Raw genomic sequence first — 17,299 nt, 5'->3', positions numbered from 1 at the left:
GAGCAGCGTCACAGCCTCCGGACGCGCCAACAATGGCCGATAACGCCCCGCTCATCTCTCATCGCGGCATAGCGTCGGATCAGACCGGACACCCCGCGTCGCGGCGCTACGTCACTTCACGTTCTACGACGTCACGCAACGGCGCGCGACAGGAGCCAGAGGACAATGCAGACCAAGCTGGACGAAGCCAAGGCCGAGCTGCTCGAACGGGCCGCCCGGGTAGCTGAGAACAGCCCGGTCGGGGGGCACCTTCACCTACCGACCGGGAAGACGGACGAGAGCACCCCGGACCGGGACACCGTGCTCGCGTTCCTCCAGCGCTACTACCTGCACACCGCCCCGGAGGACCTCACCGACCGTGACCCGGTCGACGTCTTCGGAGCCGCCTTCTCCCACTACCGGCTGGCCGAGAATCGCCCCCAGGGCACGGCCAACGTAAGAGTCCACACCCCGACCGTCGAGGAGAACGGCTGGACCTGCAGCCACTCCGTCGTGGAGGTGGTGACGGACGACATGCCCTTCCTTGTCGATTCCGTCACCAATGAGCTGTCCCGGCAGGGGCGCGGCATTCATGTCGTGATCCACCCGCAGTTCGTCGTACGGCGTGACCTCACCGGCAAGCTCGTCGAGGTCCTGCCCGCGCGGCCCGCCGTCGGCGACCTCCCCCACGACGCCCACATCGAGTCCTGGATCCACGTCGAGATCGACCGCGAGACCGACCGCGCCGATCTGAAGCAGATCACCGCCGACCTGCTGCGTGTCCTGTCCGACGCCCGCGAGGCCGTCGAGGACTGGGAGAAGATGCGCGACTCGGCGCTGCGTATCGCCGAAGAGCTGCCGAAGGAGCCGACCGCCGACGACCTGCGCGGCCAGGAGGTCGACGAGGCGCGAGAGCTGCTGCGCTGGCTCGCGGACGACCACTTCACCTTCCTCGGATTCCGGGAGTACGAGCTGCGCGAGGACGACTCGCTCGCCGCCGTCCCCGGCACCGGCCTCGGTATTCTCCGGTCCGACCCGCACCACGCGAGCGACGAGAGCCATCCGGTCAGCCCGTCCTTCGAGCGGCTGCCCGCGGACGCCCGCGCCAAGGCCCGCGAGCACAAGCTGCTGGTCCTGACCAAGGCGAACAGCCGGGCCACCGTGCACCGGCCCTCCTACCTCGACTACGTCGGCGTGAAGAAGTTCGACGCCGACGGCAACGTCGTCGGCGAGCGCCGTTTCCTCGGGCTCTTCTCCTCCGCCGCGTACACGGAGTCCGTGCGCCGCGTCCCCGTCATCCGCCGCAAGGTGCAGGAAGTCCTCCGCGGCGCCGGGTTCTCTCCCAACAGCCACGACGGGCGCGATCTGCTGCAGATCCTGGAGACGTACCCCCGCGACGAGCTCTTCCAGACGCCGACCGACGAGCTGCGGTCGATCGTCACCTCCGTGCTCTACCTCCAAGAGCGGCGCCGGCTGCGGCTCTACCTCCGGCAGGACGAGTACGGGCGCTACTACTCGGCGCTCGTCTACCTCCCGCGCGACCGCTACACCACCGGCGTACGCCTGCGGATCATCGACATCCTCAAGGAGGAACTCGGCGGCACCAGCGTCGACTTCACGGCCTGGAACACCGAGTCGATCCTCTCCCGGCTGCACTTCGTGGTCCGTGTCCCGCAGGGCACCGAGCTGCCGCAGCTCAGCGACGCCGACAAGGAGCGCATCGAAGCGCGGCTCGTCGAGGCCGCCCGCTCCTGGGCCGACGGTTTCGCCGAGGCGCTGAACGCCGAGTGCGGTGAGGAGCGCGCGGCCGAGCTGCTGCGCCGGTACGGGAACGCCATCCCCGAGGGCTACAAGGCCGACCACAACCCGCGTACGGCGGTCGCCGACCTGGTCCACCTGGAGCAGCTCGGCGACGACAAGGACTTCGCGCTCAGCCTGTACGAGCCGGTGGGCGCCGGTCCCGGCGAGCGCCGCTTCAAGATCTACCGCACCGGGGCGCCGGTCTCCCTCTCCGCGGTCCTGCCGGTCCTCAGCCGGCTCGGCGTCGAGGTCACCGACGAGCGCCCGTACGAGCTGCGCTGCTCGGACCGTTCGTCCGCCTGGATCTACGACTTCGGCCTGCGCATGCCCAGGGCGCAGGGCGGCGGCAACGGCGACTACCTGGGCGACGACGGGCGCGAGCGCTTCCAGGAGGCCTTCTCGGCGACCTGGACCGGGCAGGCCGAGAACGACGGCTTCAACTCCCTGGTCCTGAGCGCCGGGCTGAACTGGCGGCAGGCGATGGTGCTGCGCGCGTACGCCAAGTACCTGCGCCAGGCCGGCTCGACCTTCAGCCAGGACTACATGGAGGACACCCTCCGCAACAACGTCCACACCACCCGGCTGCTGATCTCCCTCTTCGAGGCACGCATGTCGCCGGACCGGCAGCGGGCGGGTACGGAACTGACCGACGCTCTCCTCGAGGAGCTGGACGCCGCCCTCGACCAGGTCGCGTCGCTCGACGAGGACCGGATCCTCAGGTCCTTCCTCACCGTCATCAAGGCGACCCTGCGCACGAACTTCTTCCAGGAGGCGGCGGGCGGCCAACCGCACGAGTACGTCTCGATGAAGTTCGACCCGCAGGCCATGCCGGACCTTCCGGCGCCGCGTCCGGCGTACGAGATCTGGGTGTACTCCCCGCGCGTCGAGGGCGTGCACCTGCGGTTCGGGAAGGTAGCGCGAGGCGGTCTGCGCTGGTCCGACCGACGGGAGGACTTCCGGACCGAGATCCTCGGTCTGGTCAAGGCGCAGATGGTGAAGAACACCGTCATCGTGCCGGTCGGCGCCAAGGGCGGCTTCGTCGCCAAGCAGCTGCCCGACCCGGCCGTGGACCGTGACGCCTGGCTGGCCGAGGGCATCCGCAGCTACAAGACCTTCATCTCCGCGCTGCTCGACATCACCGACAACATGGTGGCCGGCGAGGTCGTGCCGCCCGCCGACGTCGTACGGCACGACGAGGACGACACCTACCTCGTCGTCGCCGCCGACAAGGGCACCGCGACGTTCTCGGACATCGCGAACGGGGTGGCCGAGAGCTACAACTTCTGGCTCGGGGACGCCTTCGCCTCCGGCGGCTCGGCCGGCTACGACCACAAGAAGATGGGCATCACCGCCCGCGGCGCCTGGGAGTCCGTCGAGCGGCACTTCCGTGAGCTGGGCGTGAACACGCAGACCGACGACTTCACCGTCGTCGGCGTCGGCGACATGTCCGGCGACGTGTTCGGCAACGGCATGCTGCTCAGCGAGCACATCCGTCTGGTCGCCGCCTTCGACCACCGGCACATCTTCATCGACCCGCGCCCGGACGCGGCCACCTCGTACGCCGAGCGCCGCCGCCTGTTCGAGCTGCCGCGCTCGTCCTGGGCCGAGTACAACAAGGAGCTGCTGTCGCAGGGCGGCGGCATCTTCCCCCGTACGGCCAAGGCCATCCAGCTCAACAGCCACATCCGCGAGGCCCTCGGCATCGAGGGCAAGATCGCCAAGATGACCCCCGCCGACCTGATGCGGGCGATCCTCAAGGCGCCGGTCGACCTGCTGTGGAACGGCGGCATCGGCACGTACGTGAAGGCGTCGACCGAGACGCACGCGGACGTCGGCGACAAGGCCAACGACGCGATCCGCGTGGACGGCGCCGACCTGCGGGTCAAGGTCGTCGGCGAGGGCGGCAACCTCGGGCTGACCCAGCTCGGCCGTATCGAGTTCGCGCAGGCCGGCGGCAAGGTCAACACCGACGCGATCGACAACAGCGCGGGCGTGGACACCTCCGACCACGAGGTGAACATCAAGATCCTGCTCAACACGGTCGTCGCGGACGGCGACATGACGGTCAAGCAGCGCAACAAGCTGCTCGCCGAGATGACCGACGAGGTCGGCCAGCTGGTCCTGCGCAACAACTACGCGCAGAACGTGGCGCTCTCCAACGCGCAGGCCCAGTCCCCGAGCATGCTCCACGCCCAGCACCGCTACCTGAAGCATCTCGTGCGTGCGGGCCACCTCAACCGGGCGCTGGAGTTCCTGCCCACCGAGCGGCAGATCCGGGAGCGCCTGAACACCGGGCACGGCCTGGCCCAGCCGGAGACGGCCGTCCTCCTCGCCTACACGAAGATCACGGTCGCCGACGAGCTGCTGCACACGTCGCTCCCCGACGACCCGTACCTGCGGAGCCTGCTGCACGCGTACTTCCCGACGGCGCTCCGCGCGGAGTTCACCGAGCAGATCGACCACCACCCGCTGCGCCGCGAGATCGTCACGACGGTGCTGGTCAACGACACCGTCAACACGGGCGGTACGAGCTTCCTGCACCGGCTGCGCGAGGAGACCGGTGCCTCGCTGGAGGAGATCGTCCGGGCGCAGACCGCGGCCCGCGCGATCTTCAACTCCAGCGCGGTGTGGGACGCGGTCGAAGGGCTCGACAACAAGGTCGACGCGGGCGTCCAGACCCGGATCCGGCTGCACTCGCGGCGGCTCGTCGAGCGCGGTACGCGCTGGCTGCTCAACAACCGGCCGCAGCCGATCCAGCTCGCCGAGACGATCGACTTCTTCAGTGACGGGGTCACGCGGGTCTGGGCCGAGGTGCCCAAGCTGCTGCGCGGCGCGGATCTGGAGTGGTACCAGCGGATCTACGACGAGCTGACGGATGCCGGGGTGCCCGACGAGCTGGCTCAGCGTGTGGCCGGGTTCTCGTCCGCCTTCCCGACGCTCGACATCGTCGCGGTGGGCGACCGCATGGGCAAGGACGCGATGGATGTCGCCGAGGTCTACTACGACCTCGCCGACCGCCTCCGTATCGCCCAGCTCATGGACCGCATCATCGAGCTGCCGCGCGCCGACCGCTGGCAGTCGATGGCCCGCGCCTCCATCCGGGAGGACCTGTACGCGGCGCACGCCGCCCTCACCGCCGACGTTCTCGCCGCCGGCAACGGCTCCTTCACGCCGGAGCAGCGCTTCAAGGCCTGGGAGGAGAAGAACGCGGCGATTCTCGGGCGGGCGCGTACGACGCTGGAGGAGATCCAGAGCTCGGAGGCGTTCGACCTGGCGAATCTGTCGGTGGCGATGCGGACGATGCGGACGATGTTGCGTACGCATTCGTAGGAGGCCGGTACGTGGATGGGGGCGTCCTGGGTTGGGCGCCCCCGTTTTTTTGTGTGTCGTGTGCGGGTGAGCGCGGCCGGTTTTTTCGCCCCCGCCGCCCCTACCCATTCCCATCCCTGGGGGCTGCGCCCCCAGACCCCCCTTTCGGCCTGGACGGCCTCGTCCTCAAACGCCGGGCGGGTTGGTGGGCAAAGGCCGGGCGGGTTGGTGGGCAAAGGCCAGGCGGGTTGGTGGGTGAACGCCAGGCGGGTTGGAAGGTGAACTCCGGACAGGCTGGACAAGCAACCCATCCCCCTCCATCGACATCTACCCAAGTGGCCCCAAGTGGACCACCTTGCATAGGCGGGCCGATCAGGAACATTTAGGGTTAATGGGATGAACACAGATCTGCGCCAGCCACCTGACATATCCGTGGTCGTGATCGTCTACAACGACGAGACCCGGTTGCCCACAGCCGTGCGCTCCGTGCTGGAGCAGACGCTGCGGAACGTCGAGGTCGTGATTGTGGACGACCGGAGTACGGACGGGTCGTACGAGGTGGCGCGGGGGCTGGCCGCCGAGCACCCCGGGCGGGTGCGGGCCTTTCGGCTCGACGAGAACAGCGGGGGCTGTGGCGCTCCCCGCAACCACGGCATCGCCCAGGCCCGCGGCACCTATGTCCTCTTCCTCGACAGTGACGACGTACTGGAGCGCAACGCCTGCCGGAACATGCTGGAGGCGGCCGAGACGACCGGTGCCGACCTCGTCTCCGGGCTGTGCGTGCGGGTGCACGTGGATTCGCGCAGCGGCAAGAGGTCAAGTGGTACCCCTGGCTGTACGCGCGCACCCGGACCCTTGAGTCGATCGCCGAGCTGCCCGACCTGCTGGTCTTCGACACGCTGTCGACGAACAAGTGCTACCGCCGGGAGTTCCTGGTCGAGCAGGGTCTGCGGTTCCCCGTCGGGATCCACTACGAGGACCTGCTCTTCTCCGCGCAGGCTTACGCGGCCGCACGACGGATCACCCTGATACCGAACCGCGTGTACGACTGGAACGTCGTCGAGAAGACGGCGACCAAGTCGATCAGTAATCGACGTGCCGAGATCGCCAACTTCACGCACCGGATGGAGATCCACCGGCGGGTCGATCAACTCCTCGCCGACAAGGGCTTGCTGGAGCTGAAGTTCTACAAGGATGTGAAGTTCCTCAAGCACGACCTCGTGCTGCATCTGCGTGACCTGCCCTTTCGGGACACCGCCTACCGGCAGGAGTTCGCGGCGATCGCCCGCGGCTACCTGGAGTCCATCGACCGCGCCGCCTTCGACGAGGTCGAGCCCATCCACGCCATCTGCGCCTATCTGCTGCAGAAGAGCGACTGGGACAACCTGCTGCCGGCCGTGGACACGCTCACCAACCGCGACAAGATCTCCTCGCCGCTCGTGGAGCGCGACGGCCGGATCTACTGGTGCGCCGAGCACATCGAGGAAGACGCTGAGGTAGATGCCGAGAAAGACGCCGAGGAAGTCTCCTTCGCGCGTCATGTTCTCGACGTCACCGAGCTGGGCTACCACGCCAAGCCCGTCGAGAGGATGTTCCTGCGCAACGCCCTGACCGGGTACGGGGAGGCGGCCGGCACAGTCCGCCTTGCCGGGCGCATCACCAACCCCCTCGGCGTCGTCCCGCCCGGCGCGCGGCTCACCGGGGAGCTGGAGTTCGCCGCCCGCCGCCGGGGCGTGCGTTTCCAGACCTTCCGCTTTCCCGTCGCCGGCCTGCGGCACGAGGGCGACGCCATCGCCTGGGAGGCCTCGGCCGACCTCGCGCGCGGACTGCGGCCGCTGGGCATAGTGGACGCGGTGTGGGACGTACGGCTGCACCTCGACGTCGCGTATCCGCCGCACGTCGACGGCGTACGCACCACCACCCGCCTCACCGCCTCCGAACCCGGTCTGGCGGCGGGGCGGTTGCCCATCCGGCCCCGACTGACCCGGCTGGTCGCGGACCACATCACACCCGAGATCTCCTCGCGCGGCCACCTTTGCTTCCGGATCGTCACCCGGGAGAAGGTGGACGAGCTGGTCGGGCGAGGTGTGCGGGGCGCCCCCGGCCGGCTCGCCAAGTCCGGGTACCGGAAGACGAAGCAGCTCCGCAAGAAGCTCACTTCCGGGGACACCAAGATCCGTCTCTACCACGAGGCATTCAGCCGACTGCCCGTCAAGAAGGGCCTGGTCGTCTTCGAGAGCCACCTGGGCCGGCAGTACAGCGACAGCCCGAAGGCGATCTACGAGGAGATGCGGCGGCAGGGGCTCGACTTCGAGGCGGTGTGGTCGTACGCCGGTACGGGTCGTCCCGAGGGCTTTCCCTCCGATGCCACGCTCGTACGACGCTGGTCGCTGCCCTATCTCAAGGCGCTGGCGCAGGCCGAGTTCTGGGTCGACAACCAGAGCTATCCGCTGAAGCTCACCAAGCGGCCGGAGACCACGTACATCCAGACCTGGCACGGCTCGGCGCTCAAGCGGATGGGCTTCGACGAGCCCGAGTGGAAGCTCAGGTCCCGGCCTGAGCAGGCGGAGCAGCAGCGCACCCTCGACCGCTTCGACCGGTTCCTGATCCGCTCCGAGCACGATGTGCGCACCCTCGCCCGGGCGTTCCGGCTGAAGGAGAAGACCCTGCTGAGGGTGGGCTATCCGCGCAACGACGCGCTGGTGCGGGCGAGGCGCCGCGAGGAGGAGTCCGGTGGCCTTCGTGAACGCGGAGTGCTCGCCGACGAGTTGGGCATTCCCGACGACAAGGCCGTGCTGCTCTACGCCCCCACCTTCCGCCAACGCGGGGGCAAGCAGCGGCGGTTCGAGCTGCCCTTCGACGTGGAGCGGTTCGCCGACGAGTTCGGCGACCGGTACGTGCTCCTCGTGCGCTCGCACTACCTCAACCACGTCGTGCTCCCGCCGTCCGTGCGCGGGCGCGTCATCGACGTATCGGCGCACCATGACGTGACCCCGCTCCTCGCCCTCGCCGACGGGCTGATCACCGACTACTCGTCCGTGATGTTCGACTACGCGCTCCTCGGCCGGCCGATGTTCTTCTTCGCGTACGACTACGAGGAGTACGTGCACGAAGGGCGAGGGACCTACTTCGATCTGCTCGAACGGGCGCCGGGGCCGGTCGTGCGCACCGAGGAGGAGCTGCACGCGGCACTCGTCTCACTGGACGAGCAGGCCGTGAAGTACGCGGAGGCGCGGGAGGGCTTCGTGGCCGAGTTCGGCGAGTACGACAAGGGGAACGCCGCCCAGAGCATCGTTGAACAATTCTTCGATCAGTTTTCCGACCAGGGGAGGCGTGGATGACCCTCGTGAGTCCAGATCCGCAGCGGGACGTCTTCTTCGTCTCCAACAGTGTCGACGAGCTGGGCGGGGTGACCAGTTGGTCGCATCAGATGGCCCGGCTCTTCACCGGGCGGGGGCATCGCGTCCATGTCGTCGGCATCACTCCGGCCGAGGTGGTGCAGGAACTCGGCGAGGTGCCGTACCCGATGACGACCTTGTACGCCGGACAGCCGCCCCGCCCCGGACGCGCACGCCAGGCGAGCATGCGCGAGCAGGCCGCGAAGCTGACCGCGCTGTTCCGCGCGGCCCGGCCCGGTGGCGTCGTGATCGTCACGCAGGTGTGGGCGATGGAGTGGGTGGCGCAGGCCGACACGAGCGGCCTGACCGTCATCGGCATGAGCCACGAGTCGTACGAGTACTCCAAGGCGTCCTCACGCTTCCAGCGAGTGCGGAAGCACTACAAGGACGTCGACCGCATGCTGGCGCTGACCCGCGAGGACGCCGACCTGTGGATCGGGCAAGGCCTCAACAACGCCTCGTTCATGCCGAATCCGCTGCCCTTCATGCCCGAGGTGCCGTCGCCGCGCACCGAGAAGGCGGTGGTCAGCGTCGGTCGGCTGCACGACCAGAAGGGCATCGACATGCTCCTCGACACCTGGGCGGAGGTCGCCCCGCGCCACCCCGACTGGACGCTGCGGATCTACGGTTCGGGCGAGGACGAGGAGATGCTGAAGAAGCAGTGCACGGCTCTCGGGTTCGACAACTCCGTTGCGTGGATGGGGCGTACGAGCGATGTCCCGGGCGCGCTGCGCGGCGGCTCCGTCTTCGTCCAGTCCTCGCGTGGCGAGGGTTTCCCGCTGGCCCTGATGGAGGCGATGGCGACGGCCGTCCCGTGCGCCGCCTTCGACTGCGCGCCCGGCGTCCACGAGATCGTCCGGGACGGCGAGGACGGGTTGCTCGCCGCGCTGGGCAACACGGGGGAACTGGCCCGCCGACTGGACACGTTGATGTCCGACAAGGACTTGCGGGACAGGATGGGCGAGGCGGCGCGGATCAATATCCAGCGGTACACACCGGACGAGATCGTACGGAGGTGGGAGGGGCTGTTCGCGTTCTTGGAGCGCTGATACTCGGGGTCCCGATTTCCGCGGGGCCGGGGGCGCCCCTTTCAGGGGCGCGGGGCTGTGACATTGCGCGGCTCCGCCGCGTGGGCGCGACCGGCCCCCGCCGCCCCGCGGACGACGCACGACCTACCCCTTCCCCCCACCCCCGGTGAACTTCTCGTACTCCTTCAGCACATCCTCCGTAGCCCCATCCATCCGAAGCTCCCCCCGCTCAAGCCACAGCACCCGATCACACGTGTCCCGGATCGACTTGTTGTTGTGGCTGACCAAGAACACCGTGCCGGCATGCTTCCGCAACTCCCGGATCCGAGCCTCGGACCGCTTCTGGAAGGAGCGGTCTCCGGTAGCCAGAGCCTCGTCGATCATCAGCACGTCATGATCCTTGGCCGCGGCGATGGAAAAACGGAGCCGAGCGGCCATGCCCGAGGAGTACGTGCGCATGGGCAGCGTGATGAAGTCGCCCTTCTCGTTGATCCCGGAGAAGTCGACGATCTCCTGGAAACGGTCGCGAACCTGCTCGCGGGACATGCCCATGGCGAGTCCGCCGAGGTAGACGTTGCGCTCACCGGTCAGGTCGTTCATCAGGGCGGCGTTCACCCCGAGCAGGGAGGGCTGGCCGTCCGTGTAGATCCGGCCGCGCTCCACGGGCAACAGCCCCGCGACGGCCTTGAGCAGCGTGGACTTGCCCGAGCCGTTCGTGCCGATCAGGCCGATGGCCTCGCCCCGGTACGCGGTGAAGGAGACGCTCTTCACGGCGTGCACCTTGCGTACGCCGGCCGCCTGCTCGGCCTTCTTGCCCCGCAGGATGCGGTTGAGCGCGGCGGTGGCGCTGCCGCGGCCGGCGCCGGTGCCGTTGACGCGGTAGACGATGTCGACGCGGTCGGCGATGACGGTGGGTACGAGTTCCTTCTTGGGTTCCTTCTCGAGGTCAGCCACGGCCGTACGTCTCCTCAGCCTTCCAGAAGTAGATGAAGCCGCCGACGCCGGCGAGCAGGGCCCAGCCGACCGCGAGGGCCCACACGTGGTGGGGCAGCTGGCTCGCGTGGAAGCTGTCGATGAGGGCGAACCGCATGAGGTCGATGTAGATCGCGGCCGGGTTGCACTCCAGCGCGAGCAGCACGACGCGTGGCATGTCCCGGCCGCTGAGGAGGTGGTCGAGGCTCCACATGACACCCGAGACGTACATCCAGGTGCGCAGCACGAACGGCATGAGCTGCGCGAGGTCCGGAGTCTTCGCGCCCATCCGGGCCACGATCATCGCCACGCCCGCGTTGAACGTGAATTGAAGTGCCAGTGTGGGCACGGCCAGCAGCCAGGACGCGCCGACGGGCACACCGAAGGAGAGCAGGATCACGACCAGTGCGGCCATCGAGAACAGCAGCTGCTGGAGCTGTTGCAGCGCGTACGACACCGGGAGCGCGGCCCGCGGGAAGTGCAGGGCGCGGACCAGGCCGAGGCTGCCGGAGATGGCCCGGGTGCCCGCCATGATCGAGCTCTGCGTGAACGTCCACACGAACACGCCCGTGACCAGGAACGGGACGTAGTCCGGCACGCCGTGCTTGGTGCCTATCAGGACGCCGAAGATGAAGTAGTAGACCGCCGCGTTCAGCAGAGGTGTGGCCACCTGCCAGACCTGGCCGAGCTTCGCCTGGCTGTACTGGGCGGTGAGCTTGGCCGTCGCGAACGCGGTGATGAAGTGCCGCCGCGCCCACAACTGGCGTACGTAGGCGGGCAAGGTGGGACGGGCGCCGCTGACGGTGAGGCCGTAGCGGGCGGCGAGTGCCGCGGGGGCGTCGGACAGGGTGGCCGGTGCCGGTGCCGGTGCCGGTGCCGATTCCGGTGCCTCTCCGTCACGCTGTGCCGGGGGCGGGGGCGGTGTGTGGAGGGCCTGGCTCACATCCGCTGCTTTCGCTCGGGGGGTGGGGGTCCGAACCCGGTCTTTACCTGGGGATGGGCTCGGCTTTACGTCGGGACGGGACCGTATCGTCGTAACGTGAGCGTAGGCCGATCCGGCGCCGGAACGCAACCGTTTCGTCGTAACGCTCCCGCCCCGCCCCTATGCTGTTGCGCATGACGACGAACGCCGACGGGACCGCCCAGGATCCGCAGGACCCGCAGGTCCCGAAGCAGCCGCGCCGCAGGGCTCCCGCAGGGGCCGCGGTGCTCCGGGAGGATGTGACGGAGGCCATCCGGGCGGCCGTCTTCGAGGAACTCGCGGCCGTCGGGTACGCGCGGATGTCCATCGAGGGCATCGCCCGCCGGGCCGGCGTCGGCAAGACCGCGGTCTACCGTCGGTGGCGTTCCAAGCTGCACCTGGTGCTCGACCTGGTCTCCGCGATCGCCGTGCAGGGGCTGCCCGCACCCGACACGGGCACCCTGGAGGGCGACCTGCGGCTGCTGTACGAGGTCACGTCCCGCGCACTGCGGCACCCCGTCGCCTCGCAGATCATCCCCGACCTCCAGGCCGAGGCGGCCCGCAACCCGGACATCGCCGAGGCCATGCAGAAGGCTCTGCGGGAAGGTCAGGAGGGCGTCGCCAGCGGCATCGTCGCGGCGGCGGAGGCCCGCGGCGAGGTGCGTATGGGCATCGACGAGGAGCTGGCCCTCGACATGATCTCCGGCCCGCTGTACTGGCGTGCGGTCGTCATCCGCAGCCCGAAGCTGCCGAAGGGGTATCTGGAGAGCCTGGCGCGGGCCACGGCGGTGGCACTGAAGGCGCTGTAGTCGGTCCTTGTCGCGGGTCTCGTTGTGGGGCTTGTAGGGGTACCAGCCGTCCAACGAGGGCGTTGGTGAAGGCCGACGGTTGGACCGCCGTGCCCTGTGGGCAGTCTGTCAATCCGGTGTCGCATGGCCGGTCAGCCCCCGTAGCCGCCGGATCGTTGTCATCCACGCCTCACTCTTGGGCCCTTCGGGGGCGCATACTGGAATCACGATGACGAAGCCATCCGCGCCCCGGCGCCATCTGCCCACCAGTCCCTTCAAAGCTCCGGTTGCCCCGGTCGCCAAGCACTTCGCCCTGGGTGACCGGGTTACGCACGACCAGTTCGGCCTGGGCACGATCGTCGGCGTCGAGGAGGGCATCGCGATGCTCGTCGACTTCGGCGCTCGCCAGGCCCGGATCGTCAGCCCCTACACCCGTATGGACAAGCTCTGACAGAGCCTGCCAGGACGCGCTCGTCGCGGAGCAGGACAGCGTCCCGCCCGCGGCGAGCGCGTTTGTGCGCCCTGAGCCAATGCGCCAGCCGTTCAGGTAGAGCGGCATGTCGTAGTACGTCCTGCGACGACGGGTGTTCGTGACGGGCAGGACAGATGCTTGGTCGGCTTCTCAGCCAGGGGTGGTCGGCGGTTCCGCGATGCCGATGAAGTTCCCGGCCAGGGGCTTGATGCGGGCCGACCACCCCAGTGCTGTGAGGTCGTCCGTGAGTGTACGGACATCATGGAATACCTTCACGATGCGGTACTGGCTGCCGTCATCGAGCCGGCGCAGCGCGGCTGGGGCCGGCTCGTTCGTGAGGACTTCCTCCTCTGCGGCTACGGCGGGGCCGTCGTCGATGAAGATCGCTTTGCCGCCCGGCGCGAGCGCGGTGGCGACGGTGTCCCAGAAGCCGGGCAACCGCCTCGGCGGGACGTGGGAGAGCCAGAAGGCGAAGAACACGGTGTCGTAGCGCCGTGGCGGCTGCCACTCGAAAAGGTCGGCCTCAAGGAACTGGACGGCGGGGGACGCGGTGCGCGCCCGTGCGAGGGCCAACACTTCGGCTGCCGCGTCGACAGCCGTCACCGACCGAGCCCGCGCGGCGAGCAGCGCGGTCCACTGGCCCGTTCCGCAGGCCAGCTCCAGAACATCCCCGGCAATCGGGAGGTCATCGACGACAGCCAGTAATCTCCGCAGGTCTTCGTACTCCGTATAGGGCCGGTCGTATTCGGCCGCGCCGGCCCGGTAGTAGGCCATCTGCTCTGCCAGGAGAGCGTCGTCATCCATGCGGGTTCCTCGCATCCGGGTCCGGTCGGAGCCAAGCGCGCTCAGCTCGTCGGCGTGGTCGCCACAGACACTGTCGGCCTCCCCTTCGGGCAAGGTCAACTGGGAAGGCGCGGCCACGGTGCCTGAGGAAGACCGAGACTGCCCCAAGTCCGCTGAGGTCGGCGGTGCGGGAGTCGGCCCCGCGGGTGACCTCGGTCCACCGGCGGACGGTCCGATCGGGGGACGCTGCGTGTGTCACCAGGGTGCGCCCAGCCGCATGGCGCAAGGGTGGCCCCCATGAAGAAGAAGTTGTTGCTTCGCTTGCTCGCGTTGTCGACCGTTCTCACCTGCCTGCTCGGCGCCTCCTCGGGCGTACCGAAGGAGGGGGAGCAGTACATCCGGCTCGCGCACCCGGTTACCGGGGTGGACGCTCGGCAGGTGGCGGAAGTGTTCTGGTACGGCTGCCGGCACTCCTACGAGATCGAGCGGCCGCTGGCCGAGTGGGCCGCACGGCAGAAGCCGCCGGTGAAGGTGGTGCGGATCCCCGCGGTCTGGCCGGACCAGCCGGAAATGGTCGCCTACGCTCGCCTTCACTACACACTGGACCGGCTCGGTCTCGCGCAGCGAATGGCGCTTCCGGTCTTCCGCGCCGTGCACGACCAGCGAAAGGACCTCACCACCGAGGCGAACGTCCTGGCATGGGCGGCCGAGCAGGGACTCGACGTCGGGGCGGTACGAACCGCTTACGAGTCCAAGAAGGTCACCGCGGCTGTCGAGGCGGCTCCTGCGCTGCGTGAGCGCTACCAGGTGGTCGAACAGCCCACGGTGGTTGTGGGCGGGCGTTTCCGCACCTCCCCGTTCCAAGCCGACAGTGTCGCCGGAACCATCCGGGTGGTGGACCACCTCCATCGCACGGCAGCGGCCCGTTGAACGAGGTCACAGCCTCACTCGCAGTCACAGCCCCACCCGCAGGCCAGGTCTTCGCGAAAGGACGGTCGGCCCGGCAGGAACGCGTTTCGGACCAGCCCTAGTACTGGCCCCGCCCCGCCCCCGGATGCAGCCGCACCCATCCCTCCCACGCCGAAGTGATCATGTCGCGGACCTCGTGCTTGGCCTTCCAGGCCAGTTCCGCGGTGATGCGGTCGGCGGAGGCGACTACGCGGGCGGGGTCGCCGGGGCGGCGCGGGGTGACGGTCGGGGGGAGGTCGTAGCCGGTGACCTCGTTGATGAGGTCGATCATCTCGCGGACCGAAACCCCTTCGCCGCGACCGATGTTGAGGGTCAGGTCCGTGCCGGGGGCGGAGGAGAGGCGGCGGGCGGCGGCCACGTGGGCCTCCGCCAGATCCACCACGTGGATGTAGTCGCGTACGCACGTGCCGTCGGGGGTCTCGTAGTCGTCGCCGAAGATGCGCGGCGGCGCCCCCTCCGTGAGCTTCTCGAAGACCATCGGGACGATGTTGAAGACGCCCACGTCGGCCAGCTCCGGCGTCGCCGCGCCCGCCACGTTGAAGTAGCGCAGGGAGGCGGTCGAGAGGCCGTGCGCGCGGCCCGTGGCGCGGACCAGCCACTCACCGGCGAGTTTGGTCTCCCCGTACGGGTTGATGGGCGCGCACGGCGTCTCCTCCGTCACCAGGTTGACGTCCGGCATGCCGTACACCGCCGCTGAGGAGGAGAACACGAAGGACGGCACGTCGGCCTCCGCCACGGCGGCCAGCAGCACCCGAAGGCCTTCGACGTTCTCGCGGTAGTAGTGCAGCGGCAGCTCCACCGACTCGCCCACCTGCTTCTTCGCCGCCAGGTGGACGACACCGGTGACGGCGTGGTCCATGAGTGCGCGGGCCACCCGTTCCCCGTCCAGGGTCGAGCCGACGACCAGCGGCACTCCGTCGGGGACGCGCTCGGAGATCCCGGTGGACAGGTCGTCGTACACCACGGCCCGTTCGCCCGCCTCGGTCATCGCGCGGACGACGTGCGCCCCGATGTAGCCGGCGCCGCCGGTGATCAGCCAGGTCATGTACGGCAGTCCCCTCGTATGGTCGGTGATGGGTGCGGGTGTCTGGACCAATGGTCGCGTATCGGGCGGTCGGGTATCGGTCAGTCGTGTATCGGTTGGTCGCGCATCAGTGAAGCAGGCGCCTGAGACGGCGACCCACCACAGAGGTGAACCCTCGCCAACCGGGCGCGAGCCGCAGCGCGAGCGAGCCCCCGTGGGTCGCGTACGGCTGGACGAGCAGGACGCCGTGCCGGCCGCTCGGTACGGCGGACCGACGCAGCAGGCCGGGGCCGACAACGGCGTGCGGGGTGGTCTCGCGGCTCGTGCCGTCGTGGAAGCGGACGTGCAGGCGGAGGTCCCAGGTTCCGGAGCCGAGCGCCGCGAGGTCGACCGGCGCCTCGGCCGTCCACGAGTCGGGGTCGGCAGCACCTGAAGGGCTGAAGGCACCGGAAGCACCGGAGGTATCGGACTCGTCGGATTCGTCGGGCAAGAAGGCCGCCGTGATGGTCAGCCCGACGACACCGTCCTGCCGGTTCACGAACTCGACGTCCACGGACGCCGGCCCCGCGTCCGCCATCCGCCCGTACAGCTCGTGCAGGCGCAGCCGCAGCCGGGTGGCACGCGCGCGTGGCCGCAGTTCCGCGTCGACGGCCACAGGGAGGAGGTGGACGGGCCGGAACAGGAGGTGTTCCAGGGTCACTTGGGGCAGGTCGGCGGACCAGACCGGCGTACCGTCCGCGGCTCGCGGATACGGCGGGCGCAGCCGGGCCGGGCGTGCCGCGACCTCCTTGAGGCGGGCCAGGTCGCACGGCTCCTCGGAGGCCATCACCACCTGGGCGATGACCCGTCCGGGCGCCGGGGCGAGCGCGAAGTCGCCCGCGTCGAACGTCGCGAGGTGCGCGCGCGTGAGGGCCCACCACTCGCGCCGGTACTCGGCACCGCGCAGATCGAGCTCCCGCGCGTACATCCGCAGCCCGTGGTCGAGGAACCTCGCGCGTGCCGCCCGCGCCAGCCCCTTCTCACCGGCGTCGAGGAGGATGTCGTACGCCAGATCGTGGGCGGCGAGCCGCGCCCGCCAGTTGTCGACGTCCGCCCGGTCGAGCGAGATCGACAGCCGCTCGGCGCTCCGGCGCACGTTCCAGACGTACACCGTCTCCGGGATCAGCGCGATGCGCGGCCCGGCGGCGAGCACGCGCGCGGTGAACACGAAGTCCTCGTAGGGGAAGCGCCCTTCGGGGAAGCGGATGCCGTGCTCGCGCAGGAAGTCGGTGCGGTAGAGCTTGTTGACGCACAGCGTGTCGTGGACCAGGCGGGTTCGGTGCGAGGGGCGGGAGACGAGGACGGGCTTCGTGTACAGCTCGGGCTGCCAGGGCACCTCGCGGCCGGACGGCAGTTCGCGGCGCACGCACAGGCCGGCCGCGACCTCCGTACCGCGCCCGGCGGCGGCGTCGAGGAGCGCGTCCACCGCGCCGGGCGGCAGTACGTCGTCGCTGTCCAGGAACATCACGTACGGGGCCGTGGCCGCGTCGATCCCGTCGTTGCGTGGGCTGCCGCAACCGCCGCTGTTGACCCTGCGGCGGACGACCTTCAGGCGCGGCTCGTCGAGGGCGAGGCGGTCCAGGAGGTCCGTGCTGGCGTCGGCCGAGCAGTCGTCCACGGCGATCACCTCGCGGACGGCGGGACCCTGAGCGAGGGCCGAGCGCACCGCGTCCGTGACGTGGGCGGCATCGTCGTACCCGATGACGACGACGCACACCTGTGACTGGTGGGGGTACATGGCTTGCGAGGCTGGCATGACTTCCACGGGTGAAATGGT

Annotated in this window: 12 protein-coding genes; 7 read left to right on the top strand and 5 right to left on the bottom strand. The window is 69.2% G+C overall.

Annotated elements, in window-relative coordinates:
* The first annotated feature begins 165 nt into the window (after positions 1 to 165).
* The 4 genes from ACTWQR_RS15305 to ACTWQR_RS15290 all read left to right on the top strand — a co-directional run bounded on the left by ACTWQR_RS15305 (position 166) and on the right by ACTWQR_RS15290 (position 9,535).
* Entirely contained in the window at positions 166 to 5,109 is a 4,944-nt protein-coding gene (locus ACTWQR_RS15305; protein WP_443227577.1) for an NAD-glutamate dehydrogenase, read from the top strand.
* 375 nt (positions 5,110 to 5,484) lie between these two features.
* The gene (locus ACTWQR_RS15300; protein WP_443227576.1) at positions 5,485 to 6,117 is read left to right on the top strand and encodes a glycosyltransferase family 2 protein; all 633 of its coding nucleotides are present in this window, start codon (positions 5,485 to 5,487) and stop codon (positions 6,115 to 6,117) included.
* 95 nt (positions 6,118 to 6,212) lie between these two features.
* Positions 6,213 to 8,429, top strand: a complete 2,217-nt coding sequence (locus ACTWQR_RS15295) for a CDP-glycerol glycerophosphotransferase family protein (RefSeq protein ID WP_443227607.1) — start codon at positions 6,213 to 6,215, stop codon at positions 8,427 to 8,429.
* Positions 8,426 to 9,535 carry a glycosyltransferase gene (locus tag ACTWQR_RS15290; RefSeq protein ID WP_443227575.1) on the top strand — a complete coding sequence of 370 codons (1,110 nt, stop codon included), beginning with the start codon at positions 8,426 to 8,428 and terminating at the stop codon, positions 9,533 to 9,535. Before ACTWQR_RS15295 ends, ACTWQR_RS15290 begins: the two co-directional genes overlap by 4 nt.
* Positions 9,536 to 9,658: 123 nt before the next feature.
* Here ACTWQR_RS15290 and ACTWQR_RS15285 read toward each other — a convergent pair whose 3' ends face one another.
* Positions 9,659 to 10,468 carry an ABC transporter ATP-binding protein gene (locus ACTWQR_RS15285; RefSeq protein WP_443227574.1) on the bottom strand — a complete coding sequence of 270 codons (810 nt, stop codon included), beginning with the start codon at positions 10,466 to 10,468 and terminating at the stop codon, positions 9,659 to 9,661.
* Positions 10,461 to 11,429, bottom strand: coding sequence for an ABC transporter permease (locus tag ACTWQR_RS15280; protein ID WP_443227573.1), 969 nt, complete (start codon positions 11,427 to 11,429; stop codon positions 10,461 to 10,463). The genes ACTWQR_RS15285 and ACTWQR_RS15280 overlap by 8 nt, the downstream gene beginning before the upstream one ends.
* A 173-nt stretch (positions 11,430 to 11,602) precedes the next feature.
* On the opposite strand from ACTWQR_RS15280, the gene ACTWQR_RS15275 reads away from it, so the two are divergent.
* Positions 11,603 to 12,256: a TetR/AcrR family transcriptional regulator gene (locus ACTWQR_RS15275; RefSeq protein ID WP_443227572.1), complete on the top strand. Its 654-nt coding sequence runs from the start codon at positions 11,603 to 11,605 to the stop codon at positions 12,254 to 12,256.
* A 208-nt stretch (positions 12,257 to 12,464) separates the two neighbouring features.
* Entirely contained in the window at positions 12,465 to 12,686 is a 222-nt protein-coding gene (locus ACTWQR_RS15270) for a hypothetical protein (protein WP_443227571.1), read from the top strand.
* Between the two features lie 171 nt (positions 12,687 to 12,857).
* Here ACTWQR_RS15270 and ACTWQR_RS15265 read toward each other — a convergent pair whose 3' ends face one another.
* Positions 12,858 to 13,511, bottom strand: coding sequence for a class I SAM-dependent methyltransferase (locus tag ACTWQR_RS15265; RefSeq protein ID WP_443227570.1), 654 nt, complete (start codon positions 13,509 to 13,511; stop codon positions 12,858 to 12,860).
* Positions 13,512 to 13,787: 276 nt separating this feature from the next.
* On the opposite strand from ACTWQR_RS15265, the gene ACTWQR_RS15260 reads away from it, so the two are divergent.
* Positions 13,788 to 14,420: a thiol:disulfide interchange protein DsbA/DsbL gene (locus tag ACTWQR_RS15260; protein ID WP_443227569.1), complete on the top strand. Its 633-nt coding sequence runs from the start codon at positions 13,788 to 13,790 to the stop codon at positions 14,418 to 14,420.
* A 97-nt stretch (positions 14,421 to 14,517) separates the two neighbouring features.
* On the opposite strand, the gene galE is transcribed toward ACTWQR_RS15260, so the two are convergent.
* Positions 14,518 to 15,504 (bottom strand): UDP-glucose 4-epimerase GalE, encoded by a 987-nt coding sequence (gene galE / locus ACTWQR_RS15255; RefSeq protein WP_443227568.1) that lies wholly within the window; start codon positions 15,502 to 15,504, stop codon positions 14,518 to 14,520.
* A gap of 106 nt (positions 15,505 to 15,610) precedes the next feature.
* On the bottom strand, positions 15,611 to 17,260 hold the full coding sequence (locus tag ACTWQR_RS15250) for a glycosyltransferase (protein ID WP_443227606.1): 1,650 nt from the start codon (positions 17,258 to 17,260) through the stop codon (positions 15,611 to 15,613).
* Between the last annotated feature and the right edge of the window lie 39 nt (positions 17,261 to 17,299).

This window comes from Streptomyces sp. 2A115 (assembly GCF_052245575.1).
In the GTDB taxonomy this organism is placed as follows: Bacteria; Actinomycetota; Actinomycetes; order Streptomycetales; family Streptomycetaceae; genus Streptomyces.
The sequence above is the reverse complement of the archived record's forward strand: the minus strand, read 5'-3'. Positions and strand labels throughout refer to the sequence as shown.

What these genes read in the sequence shown, in the direction of transcription:
- ACTWQR_RS15305 (WP_443227577.1), top strand. Translation starts at nt 166, where the DNA reads ATGCAGACCAAGCTGGACGAAGCCAAGGCCGAGCTGCTCGAACGGGCC.
- ACTWQR_RS15300 (WP_443227576.1), top strand. Translation starts at nt 5,485, where the DNA reads ATGAACACAGATCTGCGCCAGCCACCTGACATATCCGTGGTCGTGATC.
- ACTWQR_RS15295 (WP_443227607.1), top strand. Translation starts at nt 6,213, where the DNA reads ATGGAGATCCACCGGCGGGTCGATCAACTCCTCGCCGACAAGGGCTTG.
- ACTWQR_RS15290 (WP_443227575.1), top strand. Translation starts at nt 8,426, where the DNA reads ATGACCCTCGTGAGTCCAGATCCGCAGCGGGACGTCTTCTTCGTCTCC.
- ACTWQR_RS15275 (WP_443227572.1), top strand. Translation starts at nt 11,603, where the DNA reads ATGACGACGAACGCCGACGGGACCGCCCAGGATCCGCAGGACCCGCAG.
- ACTWQR_RS15270 (WP_443227571.1), top strand. Translation starts at nt 12,465, where the DNA reads ATGACGAAGCCATCCGCGCCCCGGCGCCATCTGCCCACCAGTCCCTTC.
- ACTWQR_RS15265 (WP_443227570.1), bottom strand. Translation starts at nt 13,511, where the DNA reads ATGGATGACGACGCTCTCCTGGCAGAGCAGATGGCCTACTACCGGGCC.
- ACTWQR_RS15260 (WP_443227569.1), top strand. Translation starts at nt 13,788, where the DNA reads ATGAAGAAGAAGTTGTTGCTTCGCTTGCTCGCGTTGTCGACCGTTCTC.
- galE (WP_443227568.1), bottom strand. Translation starts at nt 15,504, where the DNA reads ATGACCTGGCTGATCACCGGCGGCGCCGGCTACATCGGGGCGCACGTC.
- ACTWQR_RS15250 (WP_443227606.1), bottom strand. Translation starts at nt 17,260, where the DNA reads ATGTACCCCCACCAGTCACAGGTGTGCGTCGTCGTCATCGGGTACGAC.